General features: G+C 40.8%; 23 protein-coding genes and 1 pseudogene. 13 read left to right on the top strand and 11 right to left on the bottom strand.

What is annotated here, in order from left to right:
- Positions 1 to 17 precede the first annotated feature (17 nt).
- Positions 18 to 110, top strand: a complete 93-nt coding sequence (locus RI561_RS12420; RefSeq protein ID WP_395080588.1) for a DUF5694 domain-containing protein — start codon at positions 18 to 20, stop codon at positions 108 to 110.
- 150 nt (positions 111 to 260) lie between these two features.
- Here the strand turns inward: RI561_RS12420 and sucD are convergent, their stop codons facing one another.
- The gene (sucD, locus tag RI561_RS12425; protein WP_395080567.1) at positions 261 to 1,136 is read right to left on the bottom strand and encodes a succinate--CoA ligase subunit alpha; all 876 of its coding nucleotides are present in this window, start codon (positions 1,134 to 1,136) and stop codon (positions 261 to 263) included.
- Between the two features lie 113 nt (positions 1,137 to 1,249).
- On the opposite strand from sucD, the gene RI561_RS12430 reads away from it, so the two are divergent.
- The 4 genes from RI561_RS12430 to RI561_RS12445 all read left to right on the top strand — a co-directional run bounded on the left by RI561_RS12430 (position 1,250) and on the right by RI561_RS12445 (position 7,017).
- Positions 1,250 to 1,498: a hypothetical protein gene (locus RI561_RS12430; protein ID WP_395080568.1), complete on the top strand. Its 249-nt coding sequence runs from the start codon at positions 1,250 to 1,252 to the stop codon at positions 1,496 to 1,498.
- Between the two features lie 132 nt (positions 1,499 to 1,630).
- Positions 1,631 to 4,000 (top strand): choice-of-anchor B family protein, encoded by a 2,370-nt coding sequence (locus RI561_RS12435; RefSeq protein ID WP_395080569.1) that lies wholly within the window; start codon positions 1,631 to 1,633, stop codon positions 3,998 to 4,000.
- Between the two features lie 41 nt (positions 4,001 to 4,041).
- Positions 4,042 to 5,175: a YncE family protein gene (locus RI561_RS12440; RefSeq protein WP_395080570.1), complete on the top strand. Its 1,134-nt coding sequence runs from the start codon at positions 4,042 to 4,044 to the stop codon at positions 5,173 to 5,175.
- 21 nt (positions 5,176 to 5,196) lie between these two features.
- Positions 5,197 to 7,017, top strand: a complete 1,821-nt coding sequence (locus RI561_RS12445; protein ID WP_395080571.1) for an FG-GAP repeat domain-containing protein — start codon at positions 5,197 to 5,199, stop codon at positions 7,015 to 7,017.
- 221 nt (positions 7,018 to 7,238) lie between these two features.
- Here RI561_RS12445 and RI561_RS12450 read toward each other — a convergent pair whose 3' ends face one another.
- From RI561_RS12450 to RI561_RS12470, 5 genes are all read right to left on the bottom strand, one after another.
- Positions 7,239 to 8,432 (bottom strand): hypothetical protein, encoded by a 1,194-nt coding sequence (locus tag RI561_RS12450; protein WP_395080572.1) that lies wholly within the window; start codon positions 8,430 to 8,432, stop codon positions 7,239 to 7,241.
- Positions 8,419 to 10,224: an adenylate/guanylate cyclase domain-containing protein gene (locus tag RI561_RS12455; protein ID WP_395080573.1), complete on the bottom strand. Its 1,806-nt coding sequence runs from the start codon at positions 10,222 to 10,224 to the stop codon at positions 8,419 to 8,421. The genes RI561_RS12450 and RI561_RS12455 overlap by 14 nt, the downstream gene beginning before the upstream one ends.
- An 11-nt stretch (positions 10,225 to 10,235) precedes the next feature.
- The gene (locus RI561_RS12460; RefSeq protein WP_395080574.1) at positions 10,236 to 10,931 is read right to left on the bottom strand and encodes a hypothetical protein; all 696 of its coding nucleotides are present in this window, start codon (positions 10,929 to 10,931) and stop codon (positions 10,236 to 10,238) included.
- Between the two features lie 66 nt (positions 10,932 to 10,997).
- Positions 10,998 to 11,681, bottom strand: a complete 684-nt coding sequence (locus RI561_RS12465; protein WP_395080575.1) for a hypothetical protein — start codon at positions 11,679 to 11,681, stop codon at positions 10,998 to 11,000.
- 7 nt (positions 11,682 to 11,688) lie between these two features.
- A complete protein-coding gene (locus RI561_RS12470) occupies positions 11,689 to 12,063 on the bottom strand; it encodes a hypothetical protein (RefSeq protein ID WP_395080576.1) in 375 nt (124 codons plus the stop codon).
- A 173-nt stretch (positions 12,064 to 12,236) separates the two neighbouring features.
- Between RI561_RS12470 and RI561_RS12475 the strand changes: the two genes are divergently transcribed.
- Complete coding sequence (locus RI561_RS12475; RefSeq protein ID WP_395080577.1) at positions 12,237 to 13,061, top strand: endonuclease/exonuclease/phosphatase family protein; 825 nt, start codon at positions 12,237 to 12,239, stop codon at positions 13,059 to 13,061.
- 144 nt (positions 13,062 to 13,205) lie between these two features.
- Here the strand turns inward: RI561_RS12475 and RI561_RS12480 are convergent, their stop codons facing one another.
- The 5 genes and pseudogenes from RI561_RS12480 to RI561_RS12500 form a co-directional block, all read right to left on the bottom strand.
- Positions 13,206 to 13,508, bottom strand: coding sequence for a type II toxin-antitoxin system RelE/ParE family toxin (locus RI561_RS12480; protein WP_395080578.1), 303 nt, complete (start codon positions 13,506 to 13,508; stop codon positions 13,206 to 13,208).
- Positions 13,496 to 13,753, bottom strand: coding sequence for a type II toxin-antitoxin system Phd/YefM family antitoxin (locus RI561_RS12485; RefSeq protein ID WP_255134157.1), 258 nt, complete (start codon positions 13,751 to 13,753; stop codon positions 13,496 to 13,498). Before RI561_RS12485 ends, RI561_RS12480 begins: the two co-directional genes overlap by 13 nt.
- Positions 13,754 to 13,883: 130 nt before the next feature.
- Positions 13,884 to 14,025: pseudogene (locus tag RI561_RS12490) on the bottom strand (Txe/YoeB family addiction module toxin); the annotation flags it as partial.
- A gap of 301 nt (positions 14,026 to 14,326) precedes the next feature.
- Positions 14,327 to 14,914, bottom strand: a complete 588-nt coding sequence (locus RI561_RS12495) for an OsmC family protein (RefSeq protein ID WP_395080579.1) — start codon at positions 14,912 to 14,914, stop codon at positions 14,327 to 14,329.
- A gap of 835 nt (positions 14,915 to 15,749) precedes the next feature.
- Positions 15,750 to 16,253 (bottom strand): hypothetical protein, encoded by a 504-nt coding sequence (locus RI561_RS12500; protein WP_395080580.1) that lies wholly within the window; start codon positions 16,251 to 16,253, stop codon positions 15,750 to 15,752.
- Between the two features lie 96 nt (positions 16,254 to 16,349).
- Here RI561_RS12500 and RI561_RS12505 point away from each other — a divergent pair, with 96 nt between their 5' ends.
- The 7 genes from RI561_RS12505 (at position 16,350) to RI561_RS12535 (ending at position 21,701) form a co-directional block, all read left to right on the top strand.
- Positions 16,350 to 16,706: an arsenate reductase family protein gene (locus RI561_RS12505; RefSeq protein WP_395080581.1), complete on the top strand. Its 357-nt coding sequence runs from the start codon at positions 16,350 to 16,352 to the stop codon at positions 16,704 to 16,706.
- 21 nt (positions 16,707 to 16,727) lie between these two features.
- Complete coding sequence (locus tag RI561_RS12510) at positions 16,728 to 17,531, top strand: DUF3108 domain-containing protein (RefSeq protein ID WP_395080582.1); 804 nt, start codon at positions 16,728 to 16,730, stop codon at positions 17,529 to 17,531.
- On the top strand, positions 17,528 to 17,974 hold the full coding sequence (gene dut, locus RI561_RS12515) for a dUTP diphosphatase (protein WP_395080583.1): 447 nt from the start codon (positions 17,528 to 17,530) through the stop codon (positions 17,972 to 17,974). The genes RI561_RS12510 and dut overlap by 4 nt, the downstream gene beginning before the upstream one ends.
- A gap of 81 nt (positions 17,975 to 18,055) precedes the next feature.
- Positions 18,056 to 19,306, top strand: a complete 1,251-nt coding sequence (locus RI561_RS12520; RefSeq protein WP_395080584.1) for an MFS transporter — start codon at positions 18,056 to 18,058, stop codon at positions 19,304 to 19,306.
- 468 nt (positions 19,307 to 19,774) lie between these two features.
- On the top strand, positions 19,775 to 20,611 hold the full coding sequence (locus tag RI561_RS12525; RefSeq protein ID WP_395080585.1) for an ATP-binding cassette domain-containing protein: 837 nt from the start codon (positions 19,775 to 19,777) through the stop codon (positions 20,609 to 20,611).
- 2 nt (positions 20,612 to 20,613) lie between these two features.
- Positions 20,614 to 21,345 carry a hypothetical protein gene (locus RI561_RS12530; protein ID WP_395080586.1) on the top strand — a complete coding sequence of 244 codons (732 nt, stop codon included), beginning with the start codon at positions 20,614 to 20,616 and terminating at the stop codon, positions 21,343 to 21,345.
- Positions 21,345 to 21,701 (top strand): GntR family transcriptional regulator, encoded by a 357-nt coding sequence (locus RI561_RS12535; RefSeq protein WP_395080587.1) that lies wholly within the window; start codon positions 21,345 to 21,347, stop codon positions 21,699 to 21,701. The genes RI561_RS12530 and RI561_RS12535 overlap by 1 nt, the downstream gene beginning before the upstream one ends.
- Positions 21,702 to 22,260: the final 559 nt, after the last annotated feature.

Genomic DNA, 22,260 nt, shown 5'->3' on the forward strand with positions numbered 1-22,260 from the left:
CCGGTGATCGTGTCTTAATTATATATGGAAGCGGGCATTCCTACTTTTTCCATCGTTTTATTGAACAACATCCGCAGATGGAGCTGGTTCCGGTTCAGGAATATTTATAAGCGCTAATTTATCTGTTCAATAGCACATTCGTTTAGGCTGAAGCGTAAAGACCTTGACAGGCTACTGTTGAAGAGGGGTTGGAAATCATAATAAAAAAGCCTCAACCCAACAGGGCAGAGGCTTTGAATTTCTAACTTTGAAGAAACAGTTTAAGCTGTTTCCAACATTTTCTTTAAGGTAACTCCAATTTCAGCAGGACTGTCAACAACAGTGATTCCTGCTGCGGCAAGCGCCTTTTTCTTTTCTTGGGCAGTACCTTTTCCACCGGAAATAATGGCGCCTGCATGCCCCATACGTCGTCCGGGAGGAGCCGTTGAACCTGCGATAAATGCTACAACAGGTTTGTTGCAATTTTCTTTGATCCACTCACCGGCTTCTTCTTCAGCAGTGCCACCGATTTCACCAATCAATACAATGGATTCTGTATCAGGATCATCATTCAATAGCTTAACGGCATCGAGGTGGGTAGTACCAATCACAGGGTCGCCGCCAATACCGATGGCTGTACTTTGCCCCAATCCTTCTTTAGTAAGTTGATCAACAGCCTCATAAGTGAGCGTACCGGAACGGGAAATGAGGCCAACGTTACCTTTGCTGAAAATACTTCCCGGCATAATACCAACTTTAGCTTCACCGGGTGTAATAACACCGGGGCAATTTGGGCCAACTAAAGTAGCACCATGACTTTTTACAATCTGCTTGGCCACAACCATGTCTTTGACAGGAATGCCTTCTGTGATACAAATAATAACTTTGATTCCGGCAAAAGCTGCTTCGGTGATGGCATCACCGGCAAAAGCGGGGGGTACGAAAATTACGGAAGTGTTAGCATCAACTTCTTGAACTGCTTCAGCAACCGTGTTAAAAACAGGTCGGTCTAAATGGGTTTGTCCGCCTTTTCCGGGGGTAACGCCACCAACTACATTGGTACCATACTCCATCATTTGTTCGGCGTGGAAGCTGCCTTCGCTTCCGGTAAAGCCCTGTACAATCAGGCGGGTATCATTTCCAACTAATACGCTCATTCTTGATAATTTTGAGGTTCAAATTTGGGGTTGGGAATATAGCATCTCTTCAAGCGAATTGAAATGCTTATTTGTAAATGAATGTCCATAATGAAACAATAGCGCCATTCAGTATGTTACATATATCAAATGAAGATGAATACAAAAACACCATCATGGAGTTAAAAGAGAAATCACGTAAGGAACTGGAAAACAAAATTGAAGAGTTAGAACGTTTGATTGCTAAAAAGGGTGTAGGCTCCAATTATCTTTCAAAAGCCGAACGAATACAGCGAGATTTAAATCTTGCTTTGATACTGGGAGGGGCGGCAACATTGGTAGGCGTGTCAGCTTGGGTACTATATAAATCCAAATTTGACTGAATTCAGCTCAATTTTAAATCTTTTAAAGAAAGAATAGAATTTTATAGGGATTCTATTCTTGTTTTTTCCGATCGTCGTACTATATTCTTATCTGATTTATATTAAAATTCATTTTCAACAAATAATGACACTATGAGACGACTATCGTTTTTAATTTTATTACTAATCATTTCGCCGTTTTACTATACGGCAAATTCACAAACTACCGCTGATGGTGAAACTGAAGCTATCCGAGGTTTTGCCCGTGCTGTAGATATTTCACAGGGAAATATTTTTATTGGGGAACCCGCAAATGTCCATCAGCCCGGTGCTGTTTATGTTTTTTCCGATGATGGAACTGAATGGAGCAATCAGGCTCAACTGATGGCTTCTGATGGAAGTATCGGAGAGGGATTTGGTTCATCCATTTCTGCTGATGGAAATTGGGTTTTAGTAGGATCTCCAAATGCCAATGATGATAATGGAGCCGTATATGTGTTTCAGGGGAATAGTTCCGGCAACTGGATGGAGACAGATAAGCTTATCACAGATGCAATGGAATCCGGTTTTGGATCTAGTGTTGTTCTTCATGGTAACCAGGCCATTGTAGGTGCACCTTCTCACAATGAGGGAATGGGAGCTGTCATAGTATTTGAAAATAACAATGGCAGTTGGAATTTGAAGCAAACAATCGCCAACCCTGATACGGCCGGAGCTAATTTCGGTTCTGCAATAGCCGCAAACGGAATGAGTTTAGTTGTAGGTGCTCCTCAGCGTGAAGGCGGCAGTGCTTATGTGTACAGTGCAAATAACAATGAATGGACTTTAGAGGAAACACTTAATAGCCGCCAAGTGGATGAGAGAAGTCAATTTGGAGCTGCTGTCAATGTAAGAGAGGGACAAATATTTGTAGGTGCTCCCGGATACAATTCTGCATCCGGTGCGGTAATAGTTTTTGATAAAGATGAAGATTCGGGTGAGTGGGGTGAAAGTGGCCGACTGGTTCCTTTCGACAGCCAGATGCGGTACGTGTTTGGTGGAAGCATCACCTTTGTAGACTCTGAAGTTTGGGTAGGAGCCCCTTATGTTGATGGCGGTAGAGGGGCCATCTATCAATTTCAGCAAGACAAGAATGGAAATTGGACCGGTTCAACTAAAATGATGTCAGACCAGGAAGACGGAAGAATGTTTGCCGGTACAATGGCGGTAGAAGGTGAAGTTGCTGTTATTGGTTTAACAGGAACTGATAGTGGATTAGGTTCTGCTTCTATTATGGAAAGAGACATGTCCGGTACCTGGACAACCAGTGAAGTTGTTATTGGCGAGGGTGGAGCTGTTCTTGATCCTATTACCGGTAACAAAGTTAATTGCATGGATGGGAATGCCGATGTATTTACCTGCAATAACGTTGATTTAATCTCATTTCTTCCTATCCGTGATATTGGTGGAGACCGAGGTGTTCGGTTGAATGACATGTGGGGCTGGACAGACAAACAGACCGGTAAAAACTATGCGATAGTAGGTAGAAACGAAGGAACCTCATTTGTAGACGTTACCGATCCGTTAAGTCCGGTTTATATCGGTAATCTTCCTCTCACGGAAACAGGTCAGCCAAGTACATGGAGAGATATCAAGGTGTATAAAAATCATGCCTACATTGTGGCGGATTATGCCGGAGAACATGGAATGCAGGTGTTAGATCTGACGGAGCTTCGTGAATTTGACGGTGAACCTATTTTATTTGAGGAAACACTTATCTACAGAGGCTTTAACAGTGCTCACAATATTGTGATAAATGAAGAAACCGGCTATGCTTTTGCTGTTGGCAGCAGTGGCGGAGGTCAAACTTGTGGTGGTGGATTACATATGATTAATATTCAGGATCCTCAGAACCCAACCTTTGAAGGATGTTTCTCTGATCCATCTACAGGTAGAGCGGGAACCGGTTATTCTCACGATGCACAGTGTGTTATCTATGAAGGTCAGGATGAGGAGCACAGTGGCAGCGAAATTTGCTTTGGTGCGAATGAGACAGCGGTAAGTATTGCGGATGTAACCGATAAGGAAAACCCGGTTGCACTTTCAACTGCTTCATATCCTGATCATGCATATGTACACCAAGGTTGGTTGACCGAAGATCAGCGGTACTTCTACCAAAATGATGAGCTGGATGAACTTTCAGGTAATGTGGACCAAACACGAACCATTATTTGGGATGTAAGTGACTTAGATGATCCCCAGTTTGTAACCGAATTCTTCTTAGATAATCCCGCTTCAGACCACAACTTGTACATCGAAGAAAATACCATGTATCAGTCCAATTATGTAAGTGGTTTGCAGGTACTTGATATTTCGAATCCTGAAGAGCCGGAGCGTGTTGGATTTTTTGATACTTATCCATTCGTAGAGGATGAAGCAGGATTTTCCGGAACCTGGAGTAATTACCCATATTTCGATGATATCGTACTTATGACCAGCTCCAGTGAAGGTCTTTTCATTCTTGATACCAATAGAGAAGACTAAGAAACACCAAAAAATAATTTTGGCAACTTTGGGTTATCTGAATGGAAAAACCTGAAGTTGCCATTTTTATTCATATAAGAGATCAAGATACTATGAAAAATCTTATTACAAGTTTTCTGATTGCTACCCTAACTATCTTCCTTTCGCTAAGTTTTGCCGGAAAGCTATTCGCACAGTCTGAGGTTTTGGACCAATATATATATGTGTGTAATCAGGGTTCAGCGAGTGTTGCGGTAATTAATGCAGCGACTCATGAAATTGTAGAAACGGTAGATCTGCAAGAATTTGGTTTTTCAGCAAATGCAAAGCCGCATCACACCGTAGCTGAATCGGATGGTTCGTTTTGGTACGTAACACTAATCGGGGAAAATAGGGTGCTCAAGTTCAACCGACAAAATGAACTGGTGGATGAAGCTGTACTTGAAGTCCCCGGATTATTAGCTATGCACCCTAAAGAAGACTATCTCTATGTTGGAAGATCCATGAGCGCTGTAAATCCCCCGCAAAGTTTTGGAATTGTTGACCGTTCTGATATGAACGTTCTTGAAGAAATAGATTTGTTTTTTACCCGACCACACGCACTTACGACTACCCCTGATGGGGATTGGACTTTTGTGGGTAGCTTATCCGAAAATCAAATTCTGTCAATTAATCCTGCAGAAGAAGAATCGAATCTAACCTCATTACCTGGAAATAACCACGTATTCGTAAATTTTGCAGTTACTCCTGATGGCAACACCATGATTGCAACAGGCCAAATTACAGGGCAGCTACTGTTTTTCGATATCTCAGATCCATTGAACCCGGAATTAACGGGTGAACTTTTAGTAGGATCTCAGCCGTGGCATCCCGTTTTTTCACCGGATGGAGAGTACTTGTACTTCGGCAATAAGCAAGATAATTCGATTGCTGTTGTAAATATGGAAAGCAAGATGTTGGAAGAGACCATCGAAGGTGAGGGATTAGCTCAGCCACATGGAAGTGCACTTTCGAAGGATGGAAAATATCTCTTTATCTCAAACAACAACCTGAATGGCAGTTATAATCCAGAAGGTATAGATGATATTCAAAACCTTAGGGGTACAGTTGTAGTCATAAATACAGAAACCCGAAGCATCGAAAAAGTTATTGAAGTGGGTAAGAATGCTACCGGAATTGGAACCAATGCATACTGATCAAAAAATATTTAAGGCTTGATGAAATCAGATAATTTTAGCTTCCTGTTTGTATTAACAGCATCACTACTAATATATAACGGATGTGCCACATCCGATTCCACTTTAAACAGTTCAGAAAACAGCTCAGATCAATACCAACAAGTAGTCGATCCATTTCCGGTATATGATATGGAAGGTGAGCCAATTCCTTTTCCATTTTTGGGTGGCTTCAATGCACCCAGACCTCAGTTTGTAGATATTGACAGAGACGGAGATTCGGACCTTTTTGTTCAGGAAAATACAGACGATTTAAAGTTTTTTGAATATGATGGGGATGGAAAACAATTTCCGCTGGAATGGAAAACCAACAAGTTTGAAAATTTAGATATCGGGGAATGGTTTCGTTTTGTAGATATGGATCAAGACGGAGATTTGGATCTCCTTACTGAACAACCATACAGCTACATTCGCTACTACAAGAATGAAGGTACAGCTAAAGAACCGGAATTTGTTTTGGCTGCCGATTCACTTAAAAATGTAAACGGGGAAGCCATATTCTCCGACCGACAGAATATCCCAAATGTTACCGATATTGACAGTGACGGGAAGTTAGACCTTTTTATAGGCCGGCTTGATGGAACATTGACCAGATATGAATCTATAGGTCGAGATGAAAATGACATTCCCCAGTTTGAGTTAGTTACTGAGCGATTTGAAAATATCGAGATTGTGAAGCAGTTTGGAACCATGCATGGGGCCAACACTATGGCATTCATGGATATTGACGGGGATGGAGATCAGGATATATTTTGGGGTGATTTTTTTGAACCCAGCATTTTATTGTTAGAGAATGAAGGGGATCCGACCAGTCCTGATTTCAGCAACGAACCAAAACCTTTTCCTCCAAATGATCCCGTTCAATCCAGTGGCTACAATGCACCAACACTTACCGATTGGGGAAATGATGGGGACATCGATCTTTTCCTTGGTGTATTAGGAGGAGCTTACAATGCAAACCGGACTCTTGGAGAAAATTTCTACTTTTATGAGCAGCAAGCCAATGGTGACTTTGAACTTCAAACCAAACAATTTTTGAAAACCATTGACCTGGGTAATGAAACGATTCCGGCAACCGGTGACATTGATGGCGATGGTGATCTTGATTTGTTGACTGCTAACAAAATTGATCCCGGTGATCGAAATACCTCTATTGTGTATCAATATGAAAACAGGGGAACGGCTACGAACCCTGAGTTTTATTTAACGGGCACCTTAGATCTTCCTCAAACCTATCACTACGCACCTGTTTTCGGGGATTTGGATGGGGATGGTCAGGATGAACTGCTACTTGGCAAGTGGAGCGGCGAAGTGGATTATTATGAAATTTCAGCCGGTGAATATGAATTGGTTCAGGAAGATATAGTTGAGCTGGGACGAGGCAGCAATGCAGTTCCGGAACTGGGTGATTTAGATGGTGATGGCGATTTAGATCTTATATTGGGTTCATCAGGTGGAAGTATAGAATATTATCGTAATGAGGGATCAGCAACAAATTTTGATCCGCAATTGGTTGAAGGTGCTTTTGCAAATGTAGAAACTACCCATCGTAGTTCTCCGGCGCTTCATGATGTTGACGGAGACGGAGATCTTGATCTGTTTCTGGGTTCTAAAGTTGAGGGGATTTTATTTTTCAGGAATGTGGGTACAGCCCAAAATCCTGAATTTGAGGCCCAGGAAGTACCTATTGCCATACAGGTAACACAGTTCTCAGCTCCTCATTTCGTTGATTTAGATGGAGACGGGATTGCAGAATTTCTTTCCGGTAATAAAGAAGGTGGCGTTGTTTATTTTACTAAATAATCCATGTATTAGATAAAGAGAAAAAGTCATGTTAGGAAATATAGTACTGTTCGTTTTATTGATAATATCTGTGGTGAGTTGGATTCAAACAGCAAAAAAGAAAGGACAGCAGAAAAAGAAAAATAGCGATTATATGATGGTCACTATTGTATTAGCTGTGATATTATTGTGGAGGGTACTTCCAGTTTGAAAAGAGGTTTGAATCCATCAAGAGATAAAGCTTAGAACAATACACTAAGCTGTAAAGCGAATACATTATCCTTCAAGCCTGGCCCATCATCATTTGAAATTAAATAAGAAGTTTTCAGTGTAACGTTTCGATCCAATTTGTGGCCGTATACTATTTCTATTCGCTCCCTGTCATAGGTCCACTGCTGATACGTTGATATATTCCCGGAATTTAGTTGCTCATACCTGAGGCCGGCATAACCGCCCACCAAGAAAGGAAAATCAACAATGAACTCGCTTGAAAAATGGCTTACACTGGCTTCAGCGGAAGGAAGACTTTCATTTTCATTATATAAAGGAGCTTCCCAAGTGCTGTGATTATACTCAAAAATCAACGTATAGTAGCGGTATGAAAACGTAAGATCGGCACCAAATAGGTTTTGATCATAGGATGAAAGGTCGTTTGCCTGTAAAGAATCATAAGCGCTGTCCTCTTTCATAAAAGCACCTGAACTGTAGGACACCCCTAACTCAGCCCAAACAGCCGGCCTTAGTATGACTCTTCCAATAATAGCAGGTGTATCATACTCAGCATATTCGAAATGACTTGAAGCAGGGGCGAGGGTTGCTGCGATATTATAGTTGAGCCATTGATCTTCTCCCACAGTCCCTGAAACTTTCAATCCCTGGGTGTACATTCGCTGATATACCATGGTTAGTCCGGTGTCACCTTCCGGGTAAGCCTCTCGTGGTATTTGCGAATCAGAATACTCGTAAGACAAAAATCCTAACCTTTTGCTGACGGGAAGCCCGGATGCGTGGGTTAGCGGTAGGTGTACAAAAGGATTTTGAGAGGAAAGGATACGCTTTGAATACGTACCATAAGGCGTGACAAATCTTCCTGCAGTGAAGGTCAGGTTGGACTCAGCATCAGGGGTATAATTAAGGTTTAGAACGGAGAAAAAAGGATTATTTAGTGATTTGCTGTTGTAATAATCTGCCTGAAGGACAGAATTGACAAACCATTTTTCAGAAATACCACTATTTATGAAAAGCCGAACATAAGGAGTATAAAGTGATAATCCATCAGTCGGGGTTTCATTGACATAAGGAGATGAATCTTCTTCTCCCATTCGGAGTTCAAAGTCAGCTAAGCCACCAATTTGAATTTGCCCAAGAGTTTTTTGAGGAGTTCCGAGGCAAAGAGTACTTGCAAAAATTAGAAAGAACAGCTTATGAATCTTCATAGAGCACCTCATTTTCTTTAGTGGATACAGATTGTTCATTCCAGTTAACCTCGTAAATAGGTACAGGGTTTTTAATTCCTTTCACCTGGATTTCCTCCAGCTCATTCACTTTAATTTTGCGCTCAAGGTTCAGAAAAACGGGATTTGAAATCAGAATTTGATGTTTCTGTGCAGCAGAACATAAACGTGCACCAAGGTTTACCGTATTTCCAAGCACGGTGTAATCCATGCGGTTTTTACTCCCCATAGCACCCATTACTGCTTCACCACTGTTAATGCCAATACCAACAGCGAGTTCACCTTCTTCACTGCTGAGCATAGAAGTTAATTTCTGTTGTATGCTGATGGCCGCGTTTACCGCCTTTTGATCTTTATCTTCTCCTCTAAAAACAGCTACCAGTTCATCTCCTACAAATTTGTCGACATCTCCTCCAAACTCTTTTACAAGTTCAGCCTGAAAACTCAGTAACTTATTAAGCATTTCAATGACTTCCTCCGGAGTATGCTGTTCACTCCAGTAAGTAAAACCACGAATATCAGAGAAAAACACGGTGATGTCTCTGCGTTCACCTCCTGGTTCAATACGGGATAAATTCTTTTTTATAGCATCCAGGGTAGCTTCGGAAACAAATTTGAGCATTAATAGCCGTTCCTGTAATCCTTCAACCAAGTTATTAAATGCCACCGTAAGTTGGCCAATTTCATCGTTACTGGAAACAGGTACTTCTTGATCGAAGTTTTCTTTTTCCACACGATGAACGCCCGCTAACAGTTGATCGATAGGTTTGGTTATTCGGTGGGTGAGCCAGATACTGATTAGGATAGAAGCCAAAATAGATAACAAGCCAATCCCAAAAATAATGAGCTGTAAGTTTTGGAGGGGGACAAGGGCATCAGTCAGAGATTTAGCAACGGCATAATAGCCACGGATGTCTTCAACATCATCTTCTACATTAAACATGGGGGCCAAATAAGTGAGCCAACGCTCATCACCCAACATTATCTCGGAAGTTTCAGCTTCACGTGCCTGGAGTACTTCAAATGTATCTCTGCTAATATTTGCAGCAAGCTGATTTTCATCATCAGGGGCTAGGTCTTCAAAAGAATGAGCTAATAGTTTGCTATCCACAAAAAACAACACTTCGAGCCCTATATCGCGGGATAATTGTTCTGCTTCCAGCTGACGGATGGGAAGCCCATAGGAGAGGGTGCCGGCTAAATTGTACCCAGTCCATATTGGAATGGTAATGACATTGAAATATCGGTTACCTTCTCTCCAAATATACGTTTGAGAAGGCATATTACCGTCAAGAGCGTTTCTTACCCCGGGTCGTTCAGCGATAGAATACTCAGGTAACCTGTTACTTGAAAGTTGCCCAAGTGGCTTTCCTTCCGAATCTGCTATAAGAAGTAAACCTGCAGAGTCACGATTGGTATAATACTCCTGCGGGATTAACGTATCCGGTATCACCGGATCAAAATCGAGCAGATAAAGAAGTTCTTCCTGGATCTTTTGTGTGACGGTAACGGTATCACCGGTTGAAATAGCGGCCTTCAAACTGGGGATATCAGCCAGTAAAATGGCGGTTTGCCTCAACTGCCTATACCGAATGTCCTGAATACGTTCAAAAACCCGTCCGGCTTCCACAAAATTGGTATCAATATCTTGACGAATACGTTGCTCAACAATTTGGCTTACGCTAATCAGTAGGGCCACAACAATGACAATAACCAAGCCAACAAAGCCGGTAAGCAATTTCCAGCGCAAACTGATGTCTTTAAACTTGACCATTGGACCTGTTATTACCTGTTCATGGTGATGGTGCCAATATCGAAAGTCTTGCCGGATTGAATTTCGACCGAGTGGGTTCTTTCTTCATATCCGAGGGCAAAAATTTTGATTTCGTAATTACCCGCAGGAACTGCTTCTAAATTAAAAGTATCTCCACTTTTAATTTTCACCCATTGCAGGGCATTTACAGGCATTACATAAATAATGGCATGCATATTGGAGTGAATATCACAGAAAACATCGACAACACCGGCCTCATCAAAAGAAACATCGAGGTATTCTCCTTTCGGGCGTCGCCCCACGTCAAATTTATTGGGACTCGACAAGCTAAATACATTATGGTAAACAGGATCAGAATTTCGGATACGTACAGTCTGATTTTGGCGAACGGGGAGTAAGGAAGGTATAAATTGCTGATTTTTTTGATCAAGAATTACCGGGGATTTCTCAATATTAGGTTGAGCATTTTCAGCCCCTGTCAATACCACCAGTACGGAATCATCAGAGGAACCTGATGACGTACTCTGATTTGGTCTGCCATACATTCCGCCCGTAAATCGGTTTCCCGAACTTCGTGGCGTTAGCACGACCTGCCCGGTTATATTTCCATCCGTAAATTCAGATACATTTTGAATAGACCTGTTTTGTTCGGCAGGTGATAAACCAACTAATAATACTATAACTGCTATGCTTTTAAGCTGCATCATATAAAATTAGTTTTACATTGAATTAAATCATAAAAGAGCTAAACAGCAATTTAAATAAGATGAATACTATTTAGTGAACCAATTTGGGTTTCGCTCTATAAACTTTCGAATCCAGTTTTTGATAAAGAAACTTCTTCTGTGTTTGAGATAACCATAACCTAAAATACTGATAAGCAAAGCTCCAAGGGCATTAACGATGATATCCCACATGGTATCTGTTAAACCCGAGGGATCGTTAAACATGGCCTTTTGCATCACCGTACCAAAAATCTCATCCATGCCAAACTCAAAAATTTCCCAAACTGAGCCAATGGCAAGTGCAAATGTAAAGGCAAAGAAGGAGATAAAGCCGGGAGTAAGATTTAAATCAATGCGCTTGCTTTCATTCAGTATATAAACCAACAAGAAGCCCAAAATACCCATTAGAAGTCCTGCTGAGCCATGAAGAGCCATATCCCACCACCATAAACGTTGATAGAAATCCTGAACTTCACCCAAATAAAATGAAGCAAAAATAAAAATGACGGCAGTCAGGTGAAATTCAGCCGGCAACTCCATTTCCATTTTATGCTTGAAAAGGATAGGAGAGAACACCGTGGCAATGATAAGAGAGACTAAAAAGAGGGACAACCAACTTTGATCTAAAAGCAATAGAATCCATTCCACTCCCATCGCCAACAGCAGTAACCGAATAACGATGCGATGCCCCCGATGCTCATTTGGTGGGGACTGAGGTGGTGAATTATTCATGTAAATATTAGGAATTAGGTTGCTGCTCTTTTTCGTCAAGCAGTTTGATAAAGAGATTCATAGAGCTTTTAATGGTGTAATATTCTTTAGATGCTAATAACAGTGCAAAAATCATAGCTGTCCAACAGCCTATCCCCAAAGCTAAATCAAACCACTGTTGATAGGCGCCGAATTCTATGAGTCCATTCGTGCCATACCAAACACCAATAAATAAGAAGAACAATACCGACCAAAATATTTTATCGGCCTTTCTAAGTTGTTCTTCAGCAAACTCCCGGTACTGTTCATTTTTTAGCAGTTGTTTATCTTTATACAAAAACACGGAAGAAGTATCGTTAAACTGCTCCTCAAAAAAATTCTCTAACAATTCTTTAGAAACCATATGGGTTAATTTTGGTTTACTTTAAACGGGTAATCAAATCAGCTAAAATTTATAGTAAAGGAGCTTGTAAACCAAAAGCTTGACGACATAAAAAGTAGATACAGAACACTCCGAAATCATTAAACTCTGAAGCCGGTATTTAGTAGATTACCATACAACCAATAATCGTTCAAATGAGATATTTGCTTTTACTAATCGTGCTACTTGTCACGGTAACTAATTGTACCGAACAGGGGCAATCTTCAGCCATGACCTACAACATCCGCTATGCCACCGAGCGCGATGGCATCAACAGCTGGGAGCATCGAAAGAATCAGCTTATCCAAACCAAGCCTGATGTATTTGGAATTCAGGAAGGATTACACCATCAGGTGCAGTACCTGGATAGTGCCTTGACCGATTATAAGTATGTTGGGGTAGGTTGGGATGATGGCAACACAGGCGGCGAATACACCGCAATCTTTTATAAAACCAACAAGCTGGATGTTGTAGATAGTGATACCTTCTGGCTGTCAGAAACTCCGGATACCGTTTCGGTAGGCTGGGATGCTTCGATGGAGCGGATTACTACTTGGGCGCGGTTTAAAGAGAGGGAATCAAATAAAGAGTTTTGGGTTTTTAACGCACACCTGGATCATATTGGAGCACAATCGAGATTGAATTCTTTAAAAGTGATCCGGCAGTTTATTGATGAAAATAACGAAGACAGACTCCCCATAATTCTGATGGGTGATTTTAACGCCGAACCGGAATCCGACCCCATCACGTATTTAAACTGGTTAATGGATGATACCCGAACCATATCGAAAAGAAAGCCAAAAGGACCTGTAGGAACGTTTCATGGATTCGATCCCGAACACCCTTTAGATCGGCGAATAGACTACATTTTTGTAAGCTCGGGAATTGAAGTACTTTCGTACGAAGCCATCTTAGAACAGAATGAGGGACATTTCCCTTCAGATCATTTGCCGGTTTTGGTGGGGTATTTGTTAGACTGACAACCGGGTGTTTAAACGGTGCGGGGATTATTATTTAGCTGAAGTAGCGAAATTAATTCCTTGAAATCAAATTTCCATCGAAACCCACCTGTCTGCCGGCATTGGCAGGTCCGCATCCTTTTTAAAGATTTTATACCAATTTCACTACCGTGATTTAAGTATATCAAGATGAAGAAATTGTTCTTCACGGATTACATGAACGATGTATACAATCTCATTATCCAGCCGATAAAATATCCGGCAAGGAGATAAAACTACTTCTCTGTATATAGAGTTATCAAACTCTTCAACAAGCTTCCCACTTTTAGGATGGGATGCCAAGCGCTCTGTTTTTTCGAATGCAGATCGAACTAACTTCTTTGCGGCTATTGGATTATCTAAAGAAATGTAGTCGGCTATTTCGTCTAACTCATTGAGAGCCGGTTCGGTCCATATTATTCGAGCCATCTTGCCATGCGTTTTTTAGCCTCGGCATGGGGAACTATACGGCCTTCAAGAATTGCTTTTTCACCGCGAGCCAATCCTTCAAGGAGAGATAATTTTTTTTGTATGTGCTCAAAGTGATCCACATCAACAAGATATGCGGAAGGTTTTCCATGCTCAGTAATTAGCACAGGTTCCTTTTCCTCACGTAACTCTTTGAGAAGTTTAGTTGCTTGACGTTTAAGTGTTGTAACTAATTCTGTTTTCATAGTGATACTAAAGTATCATTTTCAAGATAGATTGGCAATAACTACTGCAAAATTAATATAACCGCTTGGCAAATAAGCGGCGCACAGTGAGCTTATGGCTCACGGCCGTTTACTCGATTATACTACCGGGTCAGTTGTGATGAGTCCACATTCTATTACTTTAACAACTTTCTCTTTTTTGTAGACTTGGTACACTAAGCGATGCTGGATATTTATTCTTCGTGAATAAGCCCCTTCCAATTTGCGAACCAATTTTTATAGGGAGGATATTCTAAAGGATTTTCCTCAATGATCTCCGATACGTATTAGATCTTTTTCCGGTAATTTGAATCGGCTTTTGTGTTTCAGACGCTTCGTCCAATAATCGATAAATCTCTTCGCGAGCTTGAGTAGCTGTTAATGTTTTCAAAGCGCATAACCGGCGAACGGACTGATGTTGAATTAGCAACTAACGAAAGAAGTGTATTAAAACCAAGAGGGGTAAGGAATTGGCGAGACGTATCCGCATTAATGTGAGGGTTATATGGCGGATCTTGTTAGCTAATAGCAATTTTTATACTAGTTTGAGTTCGTTCACACTATCTTCAAGGTTTTTGTTATTGGTATTGCTGGTTTTAAGGTTTGATAGACCACACAACTTTTTACTGCAGCACCAAATAAAGTATTTAAAACCTTTTCTCCCACATTGTCTGAACCTAACTCTACCTCCAAGTTCATTTTTTGAAATCCGACTGGAACTGATTTGTCAAAACGTAATGTTCCCCGGACATCAACAGTGGCTTCAACTGATACTTTTGTGTGCTTCAATTGAATTTCCAATCTATCTGCAATCATTCTTAAAGTGCTCTCTAAACAAACAGCCAATGCCGCAGATAAAATGTCTCCAGGTGTTGAGTAATCGTGATCACCGCCTACAGCTCTATGGAGACCCGTTTTAAGTGGTAATTTTAGTTCATCATTCATTAGTACTTTAGAATGAAATGGATCATCCAGGTTTTCACCTTCAACTACTGCTGAATCTATAGTTAATGCTTTTTGTAGATCATCATCATAGATTTTCTTCAGTTGATTATGCCTTTTTACGACTTCGGATTCTGCATTTCTCAGATTAAGTTTTTTAGCTAGATGCTTAGCGGTAAATTTAATGTCTTCTTTTTCCATAAAATGTATTTATGTTTCTTTAATGGGTACTAACATTGGCAAATCACCAATGCCTCATTTAGGTCATACATCCCTTAAGATTGTTCTAATAAATTATAAGAATAACTTGAAGAAAATAGCTCTGAAATGAAAGCATCTTATCGCAGCACCCACCGTTATGGTGGCAATAACATAATATTATCCGAATCATCGTTCACTTAAGCTATTCGAATAAAACCACTTAGGGATGGCTGAATTCTTTTGAAAAAGAAAAATCAATCATTTAGGTGCAAAAAATATAGCCGGTGAGTTCTATATAAATTGTGACAGACCGATGGGCTGAATAACTGGATTGTGATTAAGATTACCAAAACTGGAAGCTGGAGCTTCCGAGTGGGCATTACAAAGCCGGAGCTTTGTAACGAGGGCAAAAGACTAAAGTGAAAGGAAAACACAGGGAAAGCATCTATCAACGGAACCAAGGATGGTAAGCAATCAAGTTCTAAGTATTTGGGATCTCAAACATCTCTTGTTTTTTTGATTTTTTGGTTCGTTTTGGATCAAGCCAAAATGAACAAAGAAGCCGGCTATAGCCAAGAGGAGTGAAAAAACGAACACAAATAGCTCTCAAGAGTAGTACACTAAGAGAAAAATTCAAACCATGTCGCAGAAATTAACTGGAAGCTAGAGCTTCCCGGAATGCGTTACAAAGTCGGAGCTTTGTAAAGAGGGTAAATCCTCCATCGAAAATCGGTCGTTCGATCGTTCGCAAATCAAATGAACTGTGAATAACCGATGAACCGAATGACCGATTTGTGATTTAATAAAGTAGAAGAGATAAAAAAACTCAGAAAAGTCACTCCACCATAATATCGCCGTAAGAAATCATCTGCGAGGAGGCATTGAAAATATACACCCGGTTCAACCCACGTGCTCCCTCAGGATTTCCGTTGATAGCAAATTCTATGGGATTAATCTGAAAAGTCGTCAAGCCGGGCTGGAGGGTTTGAAAGGATTGGTATAAGCTTCGAAAACTGTTATCAGGTAGTCGCACCAATACTTCCAGTCCGTTGATGGATTGCACGCCGGTCACTTCCACTTCAAACTGAACGGCCTGATTGGTTTGCACGGGATTTGGAAAAGGAGGAACAATCTCAATTAAACCCTGGAACAGGGGAGAGGTGCGCCAGTCATCCTCATCGGCAGACTGAATGGAACCCTGAGAAGTTGTTTCTGTGAAGTTATTGGGAGCCGAGTACGCTTCTTTTTCAAAATCACGCTGAGCATCATTTCGGGTACAACTCAGGATTATAAACGCAGAACAAAGCAGTATAAAAAAGAAGGAACAAAATTTAGGCATAATGGGCACGAAGTGGTGGTTCATTGCGTTCGAATTTCAAGAAACAAACCGTATCTTTGAGTTCTCAAAATACAAAACATTCATCTTAATATTACGATGCTGTATATAGTCGGAATTAAAAATTGTAATAAGATCAGAGACACTAAAAAGTGGATGGAGGAGCATGATGTTGAGTATGAATTCGTTGATGTAAAGAAGGACCCGCTTACCCGCCAAGAACTTAAAGAATTAGAGTTCAAAGTGGGCCTGGATGTTTTGCTCAATAAAAGGGGACGAAAGTGGAGAGACCTGGGCTTGGCTAACAAGGATCTTTCAGAGGAAGATCTTTTTGCGCAGCTTTTGAAACATCAAACTATGATTAAGCGCCCTGTGTTGATTAAAGATGAATCAGTACTGGTGGGTTATGATGAAGCATCTTTTGAGGCTTTTATAGCTGATGAAGACACCGAATAATGTTTGTTCTATAACAATTTCATGAAACATATCTTCCTTTTTACTATCGCAATATTGCTGAACATACCTATAATGGTAATGGGACAGCATAGTTTCCCATCTGATGATGAAGCGGCCCCCGATATGGAGAATTTGCTATCGGTTAAGGAAACATTCAGATATGAAGTAAAATATGGTTTTTTGAAATTGGGATGGGTTAATGTGGTACTTCTCAGTGATTCTTTATACCAAGATCAGAAACGCAAACGCTTACTCACAGAAATTGAATCCAATCCCAGGATTCCTTTTGTAGGTGACGAACTGGATCGGTTTTACAGCTTATTCTATGTGAATGAGGAGGGTTTGCCGGTGGAAGTAAAATACTGGAAAGACAATATGGATGAAGATAAACCTCGCGAAATTGAATATTGGTTCGACCGGGATTTGGGCAAGGTATATTACAAAGAAGAAGACAACACACGGGATACTCTGGATTTGGAAGACCCTGCTACTTCCGGTCATCTGATTTTTTACTTTTCCCGTCTGTTTGCAGGGACCGATGAAGAGTTTAAGCTGCCTGTGTATGTCACCAAAAAGAAAGGATATATCTATGGTGATAATTCACCAGAAAAAGAAGAACGCAGTTATGAAGCCTTTGAGGATGCGGTAATGGCATATGAGATGACAGGGCGCACCGAAAATATTGAAGGTCCGTTTGGATTTTCAGGCAACTTCCGGGCTTGGTATCTGGATGATAATCTGCGAGTACCATTGGAGGCCCGTGTCAAAGTATTTTGGGGAAATGTAAAAGTTCGATTAATAGAATATACACGAGAAGAATTATGAAAAAGATACTGATCAAAAAATTGCCACACGCCAAAGACCTGAAATTACCTAACTATGAGTCGGTAGCAGCTGCCGGAATGGATCTAAGAGCAGCTTTGGAAAATCCCATGGTTATAAATCCCGGAGAACGGGTGATGATTCCAACCGGTTTACAGATGGCTCTTCCGGAGGGATATGAAGCACAAATCCGTCCCCGCAGTGGATTAGCCATAAAGCACGGTATCACTATGTTGAATACTCCCGGTACCATCGATGCCGATTATCGTGGAGAGTTGAAGGTGATTGCCATCAATCATGGGGAAGAAGAGTTTGTAGTGCACCACGGCGACCGAATTGCCCAAATGGTGGTGGCGCCCGTTTCCCAATTTCCCGTTGTTGAAGTGGATGAGTTAGATGAAACGGACCGCGGCGAGGGGGGGTTTGGTAGCTCCGGCGTCAAGTAACTAACCGGCACCGATAACCCAAGACCAAATTAAAACCGATTCATTTTAAAGCTGACAGCTGATTGCTGACAGCTGTAAGCTATGCTAAACAATCTGCGCCCGTATTTAAAACTCATCAAAGAAAACCACGATTTTCGTCGGCTTTGGCTGGCCCAGTCAGTGTCGAATTTTGGGGATTGGTTTGGGTTATTGGCCCTTTATGCCATTATTGCCAGATATTCAGATTCTGAGTTTTTACTGGGACTTATTATCGTCGTGAAAATGCTGAGCCTGGCATTCTTTTCACCCATCGCCGGTTACTTTGCCGACCGTTTCAACCGAAGAAAACTCATGATCTGGTGCGACCTCTTTCGGGCCGTTGCCGTTGTAGGTATTATTTTAGTGCAATCGGCTACTATGCTATGGCTGGCCTATGTACTGACGGCGATACAGATGATGCTTTCTGCAGTATTTGAACCGGCTAAGACTTCCTCTATTCCCAATGTTACATCTGAAGCCAATCTGACCAACGCGAACATTATTTCTACTGCTACCTGGAGTATTATTTTCACAACAGGAATGGCCATCGGTGGATTTGCTACCGAATGGCTGGGTACTGATATGGTGCTAATTATAGATGGATTCACTTACATACTTTCAGCTTGGTTCGTATATCGTGCTACTATCCCTCAAACTCGATTGTCGAAAGAAGAATTATATCGCACGCGAAATCCCTTTAAAGGCATCAAAGAAGGGCTGGATTACTTGTTTAGTAACCGACATATTTTACGGCCATCTCTCGCAAAGGGGACATCTACGGTATTTTTGGGAGGGTTAGTCTATCTGCTCATTATAGTCAGTGAAGAAGTACTAATGATGGGAAGTGTTGGCTTGGGTTTGTTGTATGCCGCTCGCGGATTTGGGACGGGAATCGGTCCCATTATTGGTCGCAGACTGTTCAGTGACGAAAAAGATTGGGTTATGGTCATGGGGCTGGCCATCACTTTTTGCGGATTGATGTATATGATTGTGGGCGTTGTAAATCATTTGGTTCTCATGCTGATCTTTGTTCTGCTGGCACATGCTGCTTCCGGCGCGAACTGGGTTACAAGTACGGTTTTACTTCAAAAGCGAACACAAGACACTTTCCGGGGGAGAACATTTAGTACGGAATGGTTGCTTTTTACTATTGGGAGCTCAATGTCTACAACAGTGGCCTCACTGATCCTTGAGTTTGAACTGATGACCGTAAAACCACTGATTATGGTTTATGGGGGAATTATGGCATTGGGGGGAATTGTATGGAGCTTCACCATCACAAAAAACGAAAAGGTCTGGCAGGAAGGAGTTTAGGTTCGATATTCGTTATTCATTATTGGATAATGGGTAGTCGCATTTCTTATTCTGGAATCAATAGTGTCCTAAACGTTTTAAGCATCTATTCAAGATATAAGAGATCCTTCCTCATTCATTCCGCTACGCTATATTCACTTGTCAGGATGACATATGAGAGGGGATGTCACGGTAAGGCGCCGAAGGCGCCTTCGAACTATACCCAATCCCAGGTCATCTTGAACGAAATGCAGCGTAGCGGAATGCAGTGAAAGATCTCCCTAATTAGGCTTAGAATAGGTTTTCAGGGTACATTATTAATAATCTATCCAATTTAAAGAAAGATATTTTTAGGCAGTTTGAGAAACGTTTAGGACGCTGTTGTTCTGGAATAGTTAATCATGGTTTTGTAGTCAGGTGAAAAATGTTATTGGAATTGTCATACTGTATTACTATACTAATACAGTAATTTAAACAAATGATTTGAATATGATTTCAATTAACGACCTCACATTTGCATATAAAAAAGGAGAGCCGGTATTATCCGGGCTGAACCTTGAACTGCGAAAAGGTAAAATTTATGGTCTGCTTGGTTTAAATGGGGCAGGGAAGACGACGCTATTAAATAACATTGCAGGAATGTTGTTTCCTGCTTCGGGAAGTTGTGTTGTTGATGGTGAAGAAACGAGAGATCGTACACCTGATGCCATGAATAGCTTATTCATTGTGCCCGAACAATTTGACTTGCCCAAGGTAACCGGACAAAAGTATATCGAACTGCACATAGTATTTTATCCCAAATTCAATAATCAGCAAATGGAGGACATTTTGCTGGAATTTGAGGTGGATAAAACAAAGAAACTGCCAGAGTTATCTTTTGGTCAGCGTAAGAAGTTTTTTATTGCCTTCGCCATAGCCACACAAACAAAATTGTTGATTTTCGACGAACCTACAAACGGCCTGGATATTCCGTCGAAAAGTCAGTTTCGAAGAATTATTTCATCCTTAGATACCGATTCGCGCTGTATTCTGATTTCTACTCATCAGGTTAGAGATGTCGGTTCTATGATCGAGCATATTTTAGTTCTCAAAGATGGAAGCCTCATTTTTAATCAGCCGTTAGAAGAGATTTCCAATCGGTTAACTATTCAGAAAATTGATATGGATTCATCCGATCCATACATCTATGGAGAGGAAACGCTTGGAGGAATAAATGCGGTAGTTGCCTCAAATAAGGAGGATATAGGTGAGTATGATATAGAACTTTTATTCAACAGTATCATCCAGAGAACAGAAGATATTAACCAACAGTTTGAGGAGAATTAATTATGGATACCAAAACAATTAACCAGTTTTCCACGGCACGTGTACTACAGCTCACAAAAAGATATGTGGAACTAAAAAAGAGAATGTTACTGATTGGTTTTGCGGTCATTATAAGCTTTATAGTGGCTTTATCAGTTTGGGTTCTGTTTTATGTTCCTGATAATTTTAGTTCCCATAGGTTAATCTTTTCATATGGCTTACTGATATTTTATTATGCCGGATTTGCATTATCAAGCACCATGTTTGATGAACTAAATAAAGAAAGCTTGGCTTCGCAGTTTTATACACTTCCAGTTAAAACATCAGAAAAACTACTCTCTGCGATATTGGTATCCTATGTTGGGTACACCCTTGTCGGATTAATAGTCTTATATGTGTTTTCGATTATTATAGGAATGAATTCTGCCGATATTTTTACCACTCAAAGACTTTCAGACCTGATGATATATACCATACTTCAAGCAATATTTATTTTTGGAGCCGTATATTTTAAAGCAAATAATTTTCTAAGTACCCTAGTCTCAGTTTTCGTATTCCTACTGGCTTCGACGTTAATGATACTTGGGCTTAAATCTATTTTCCCTGGTCTTGAAGATTCCTTTAGTTTAGGAGTCCTCTCTTTCATATCGGGCGATATTCTGAACCTTGGTAGTGGAATTCTATTTACTTTATTGATCTCAGCGTTTTTCATTTGGTTCACTTACCTAAGACTTAAAAACCGACAAATAGCCTAATGGAATTTTCAGGTAATAAACCAATTTACAAGCAGATTGAAACCCATTTCTACGATCAGATTTTAAGTGGGAAATGGAGTGAAGGGGAGCGGGTTCCATCGGTAAGGGAAGTAGCGGTACTGATGGAGGTCAATCCAAATACGGCGATCAGGGCTTTCCAAAATCTACAGGAAGAGGGAGTGCTGTATAATAAAAGGGGAGTGGGGTATTTTGTTGAAGAGGATGCCTTGGATAAAGTGAAAAGTTTGAAACGTGAAGAATTTATTCAGGAAAAATTGCCGGTCTTTTTTAAATACATGGATCAACTGGATATTTCATTTTCTGATCTAAAAGAACTTTATGATTCAGATAAATAAAAAGGTGAGAATAGGTAATGAATTAGTTTTACAGGGAAGATCAATTGTTGACGGGGTGATCAAAGTAAATCTATTTAAAGGGTAAGAAATTAGAAGCAGAGCTTCTGGTTATGCATTACGAAAGGAACTTTCGTACCGAGCAATATGAGCAATATGATGCTTTTAATAACTCAATAACTAAATGACTCATTACCAAACTCCGTTTGGTATTGCCTATCAGGAAGCTCTGTTACCACTGTAGTATTCAGCAATTATTTAATACTGTGCCAGTGCTGTAGGGACGAAAGAATATAGCCCCGGGGTTCACTCCGGGGCTGAAATTCAACAAAATCTATAATCCCGTAGGGATGGCCCATCTATGCTCTCCCTGCAAAATTGTTACCCTATAAAAACTGAGTTTGATTTACAAATAGTATTAGTTGTCACTCTTGTAGATGTTAGATAATTCGATGACAACTACTAATTAGTTATTCAAATAATACGGTAAAGTCCTCCCTTGCCTGTCCCGTACACGCTTGTCGGGGAGGGAGGTGCCGGACTGAGCGGATGCGAAGTCTGG

Source organism: Gracilimonas sp. (assembly GCF_031581265.1).
GTDB lineage: Bacteria > Bacteroidota > Rhodothermia > Balneolales > Balneolaceae > Gracilimonas.

Excerpts from the sequence above, each read along its gene's own strand:
- sucD (WP_395080567.1), bottom strand. The coding sequence starts at position 1,136 with ATGAGCGTATTAGTTGGAAATGATACCCGCCTGATTGTACAGGGCTTT.
- RI561_RS12440 (WP_395080570.1), top strand. The coding sequence starts at position 4,042 with ATGGAAAAACCTGAAGTTGCCATTTTTATTCATATAAGAGATCAAGAT.
- RI561_RS12525 (WP_395080585.1), top strand. The coding sequence starts at position 19,775 with ATGATTTCAATTAACGACCTCACATTTGCATATAAAAAAGGAGAGCCG.
- RI561_RS12470 (WP_395080576.1), bottom strand. The coding sequence starts at position 12,063 with ATGGTTTCTAAAGAATTGTTAGAGAATTTTTTTGAGGAGCAGTTTAAC.
- RI561_RS12510 (WP_395080582.1), top strand. The coding sequence starts at position 16,728 with ATGAAACATATCTTCCTTTTTACTATCGCAATATTGCTGAACATACCT.
- RI561_RS12495 (WP_395080579.1), bottom strand. The coding sequence starts at position 14,914 with ATGGAAAAAGAAGACATTAAATTTACCGCTAAGCATCTAGCTAAAAAA.
- RI561_RS12520 (WP_395080584.1), top strand. The coding sequence starts at position 18,056 with ATGCTAAACAATCTGCGCCCGTATTTAAAACTCATCAAAGAAAACCAC.
- RI561_RS12460 (WP_395080574.1), bottom strand. The coding sequence starts at position 10,931 with ATGATGCAGCTTAAAAGCATAGCAGTTATAGTATTATTAGTTGGTTTA.
- dut (WP_395080583.1), top strand. The coding sequence starts at position 17,528 with ATGAAAAAGATACTGATCAAAAAATTGCCACACGCCAAAGACCTGAAA.
- RI561_RS12455 (WP_395080573.1), bottom strand. The coding sequence starts at position 10,224 with ATGGTCAAGTTTAAAGACATCAGTTTGCGCTGGAAATTGCTTACCGGC.
- RI561_RS12500 (WP_395080580.1), bottom strand. The coding sequence starts at position 16,253 with ATGCCTAAATTTTGTTCCTTCTTTTTTATACTGCTTTGTTCTGCGTTT.
- RI561_RS12450 (WP_395080572.1), bottom strand. The coding sequence starts at position 8,432 with ATGAAGATTCATAAGCTGTTCTTTCTAATTTTTGCAAGTACTCTTTGC.
- RI561_RS12535 (WP_395080587.1), top strand. The coding sequence starts at position 21,345 with ATGGAATTTTCAGGTAATAAACCAATTTACAAGCAGATTGAAACCCAT.
- RI561_RS12485 (WP_255134157.1), bottom strand. The coding sequence starts at position 13,753 with ATGAAAACAGAATTAGTTACAACACTTAAACGTCAAGCAACTAAACTT.
- RI561_RS12475 (WP_395080577.1), top strand. The coding sequence starts at position 12,237 with ATGAGATATTTGCTTTTACTAATCGTGCTACTTGTCACGGTAACTAAT.
- RI561_RS12430 (WP_395080568.1), top strand. The coding sequence starts at position 1,250 with ATGTTACATATATCAAATGAAGATGAATACAAAAACACCATCATGGAG.
- RI561_RS12445 (WP_395080571.1), top strand. The coding sequence starts at position 5,197 with ATGAAATCAGATAATTTTAGCTTCCTGTTTGTATTAACAGCATCACTA.
- RI561_RS12530 (WP_395080586.1), top strand. The coding sequence starts at position 20,614 with ATGGATACCAAAACAATTAACCAGTTTTCCACGGCACGTGTACTACAG.
- RI561_RS12435 (WP_395080569.1), top strand. The coding sequence starts at position 1,631 with ATGAGACGACTATCGTTTTTAATTTTATTACTAATCATTTCGCCGTTT.
- RI561_RS12465 (WP_395080575.1), bottom strand. The coding sequence starts at position 11,681 with ATGAATAATTCACCACCTCAGTCCCCACCAAATGAGCATCGGGGGCAT.
- RI561_RS12480 (WP_395080578.1), bottom strand. The coding sequence starts at position 13,508 with ATGGCTCGAATAATATGGACCGAACCGGCTCTCAATGAGTTAGACGAA.
- RI561_RS12505 (WP_395080581.1), top strand. The coding sequence starts at position 16,350 with ATGCTGTATATAGTCGGAATTAAAAATTGTAATAAGATCAGAGACACT.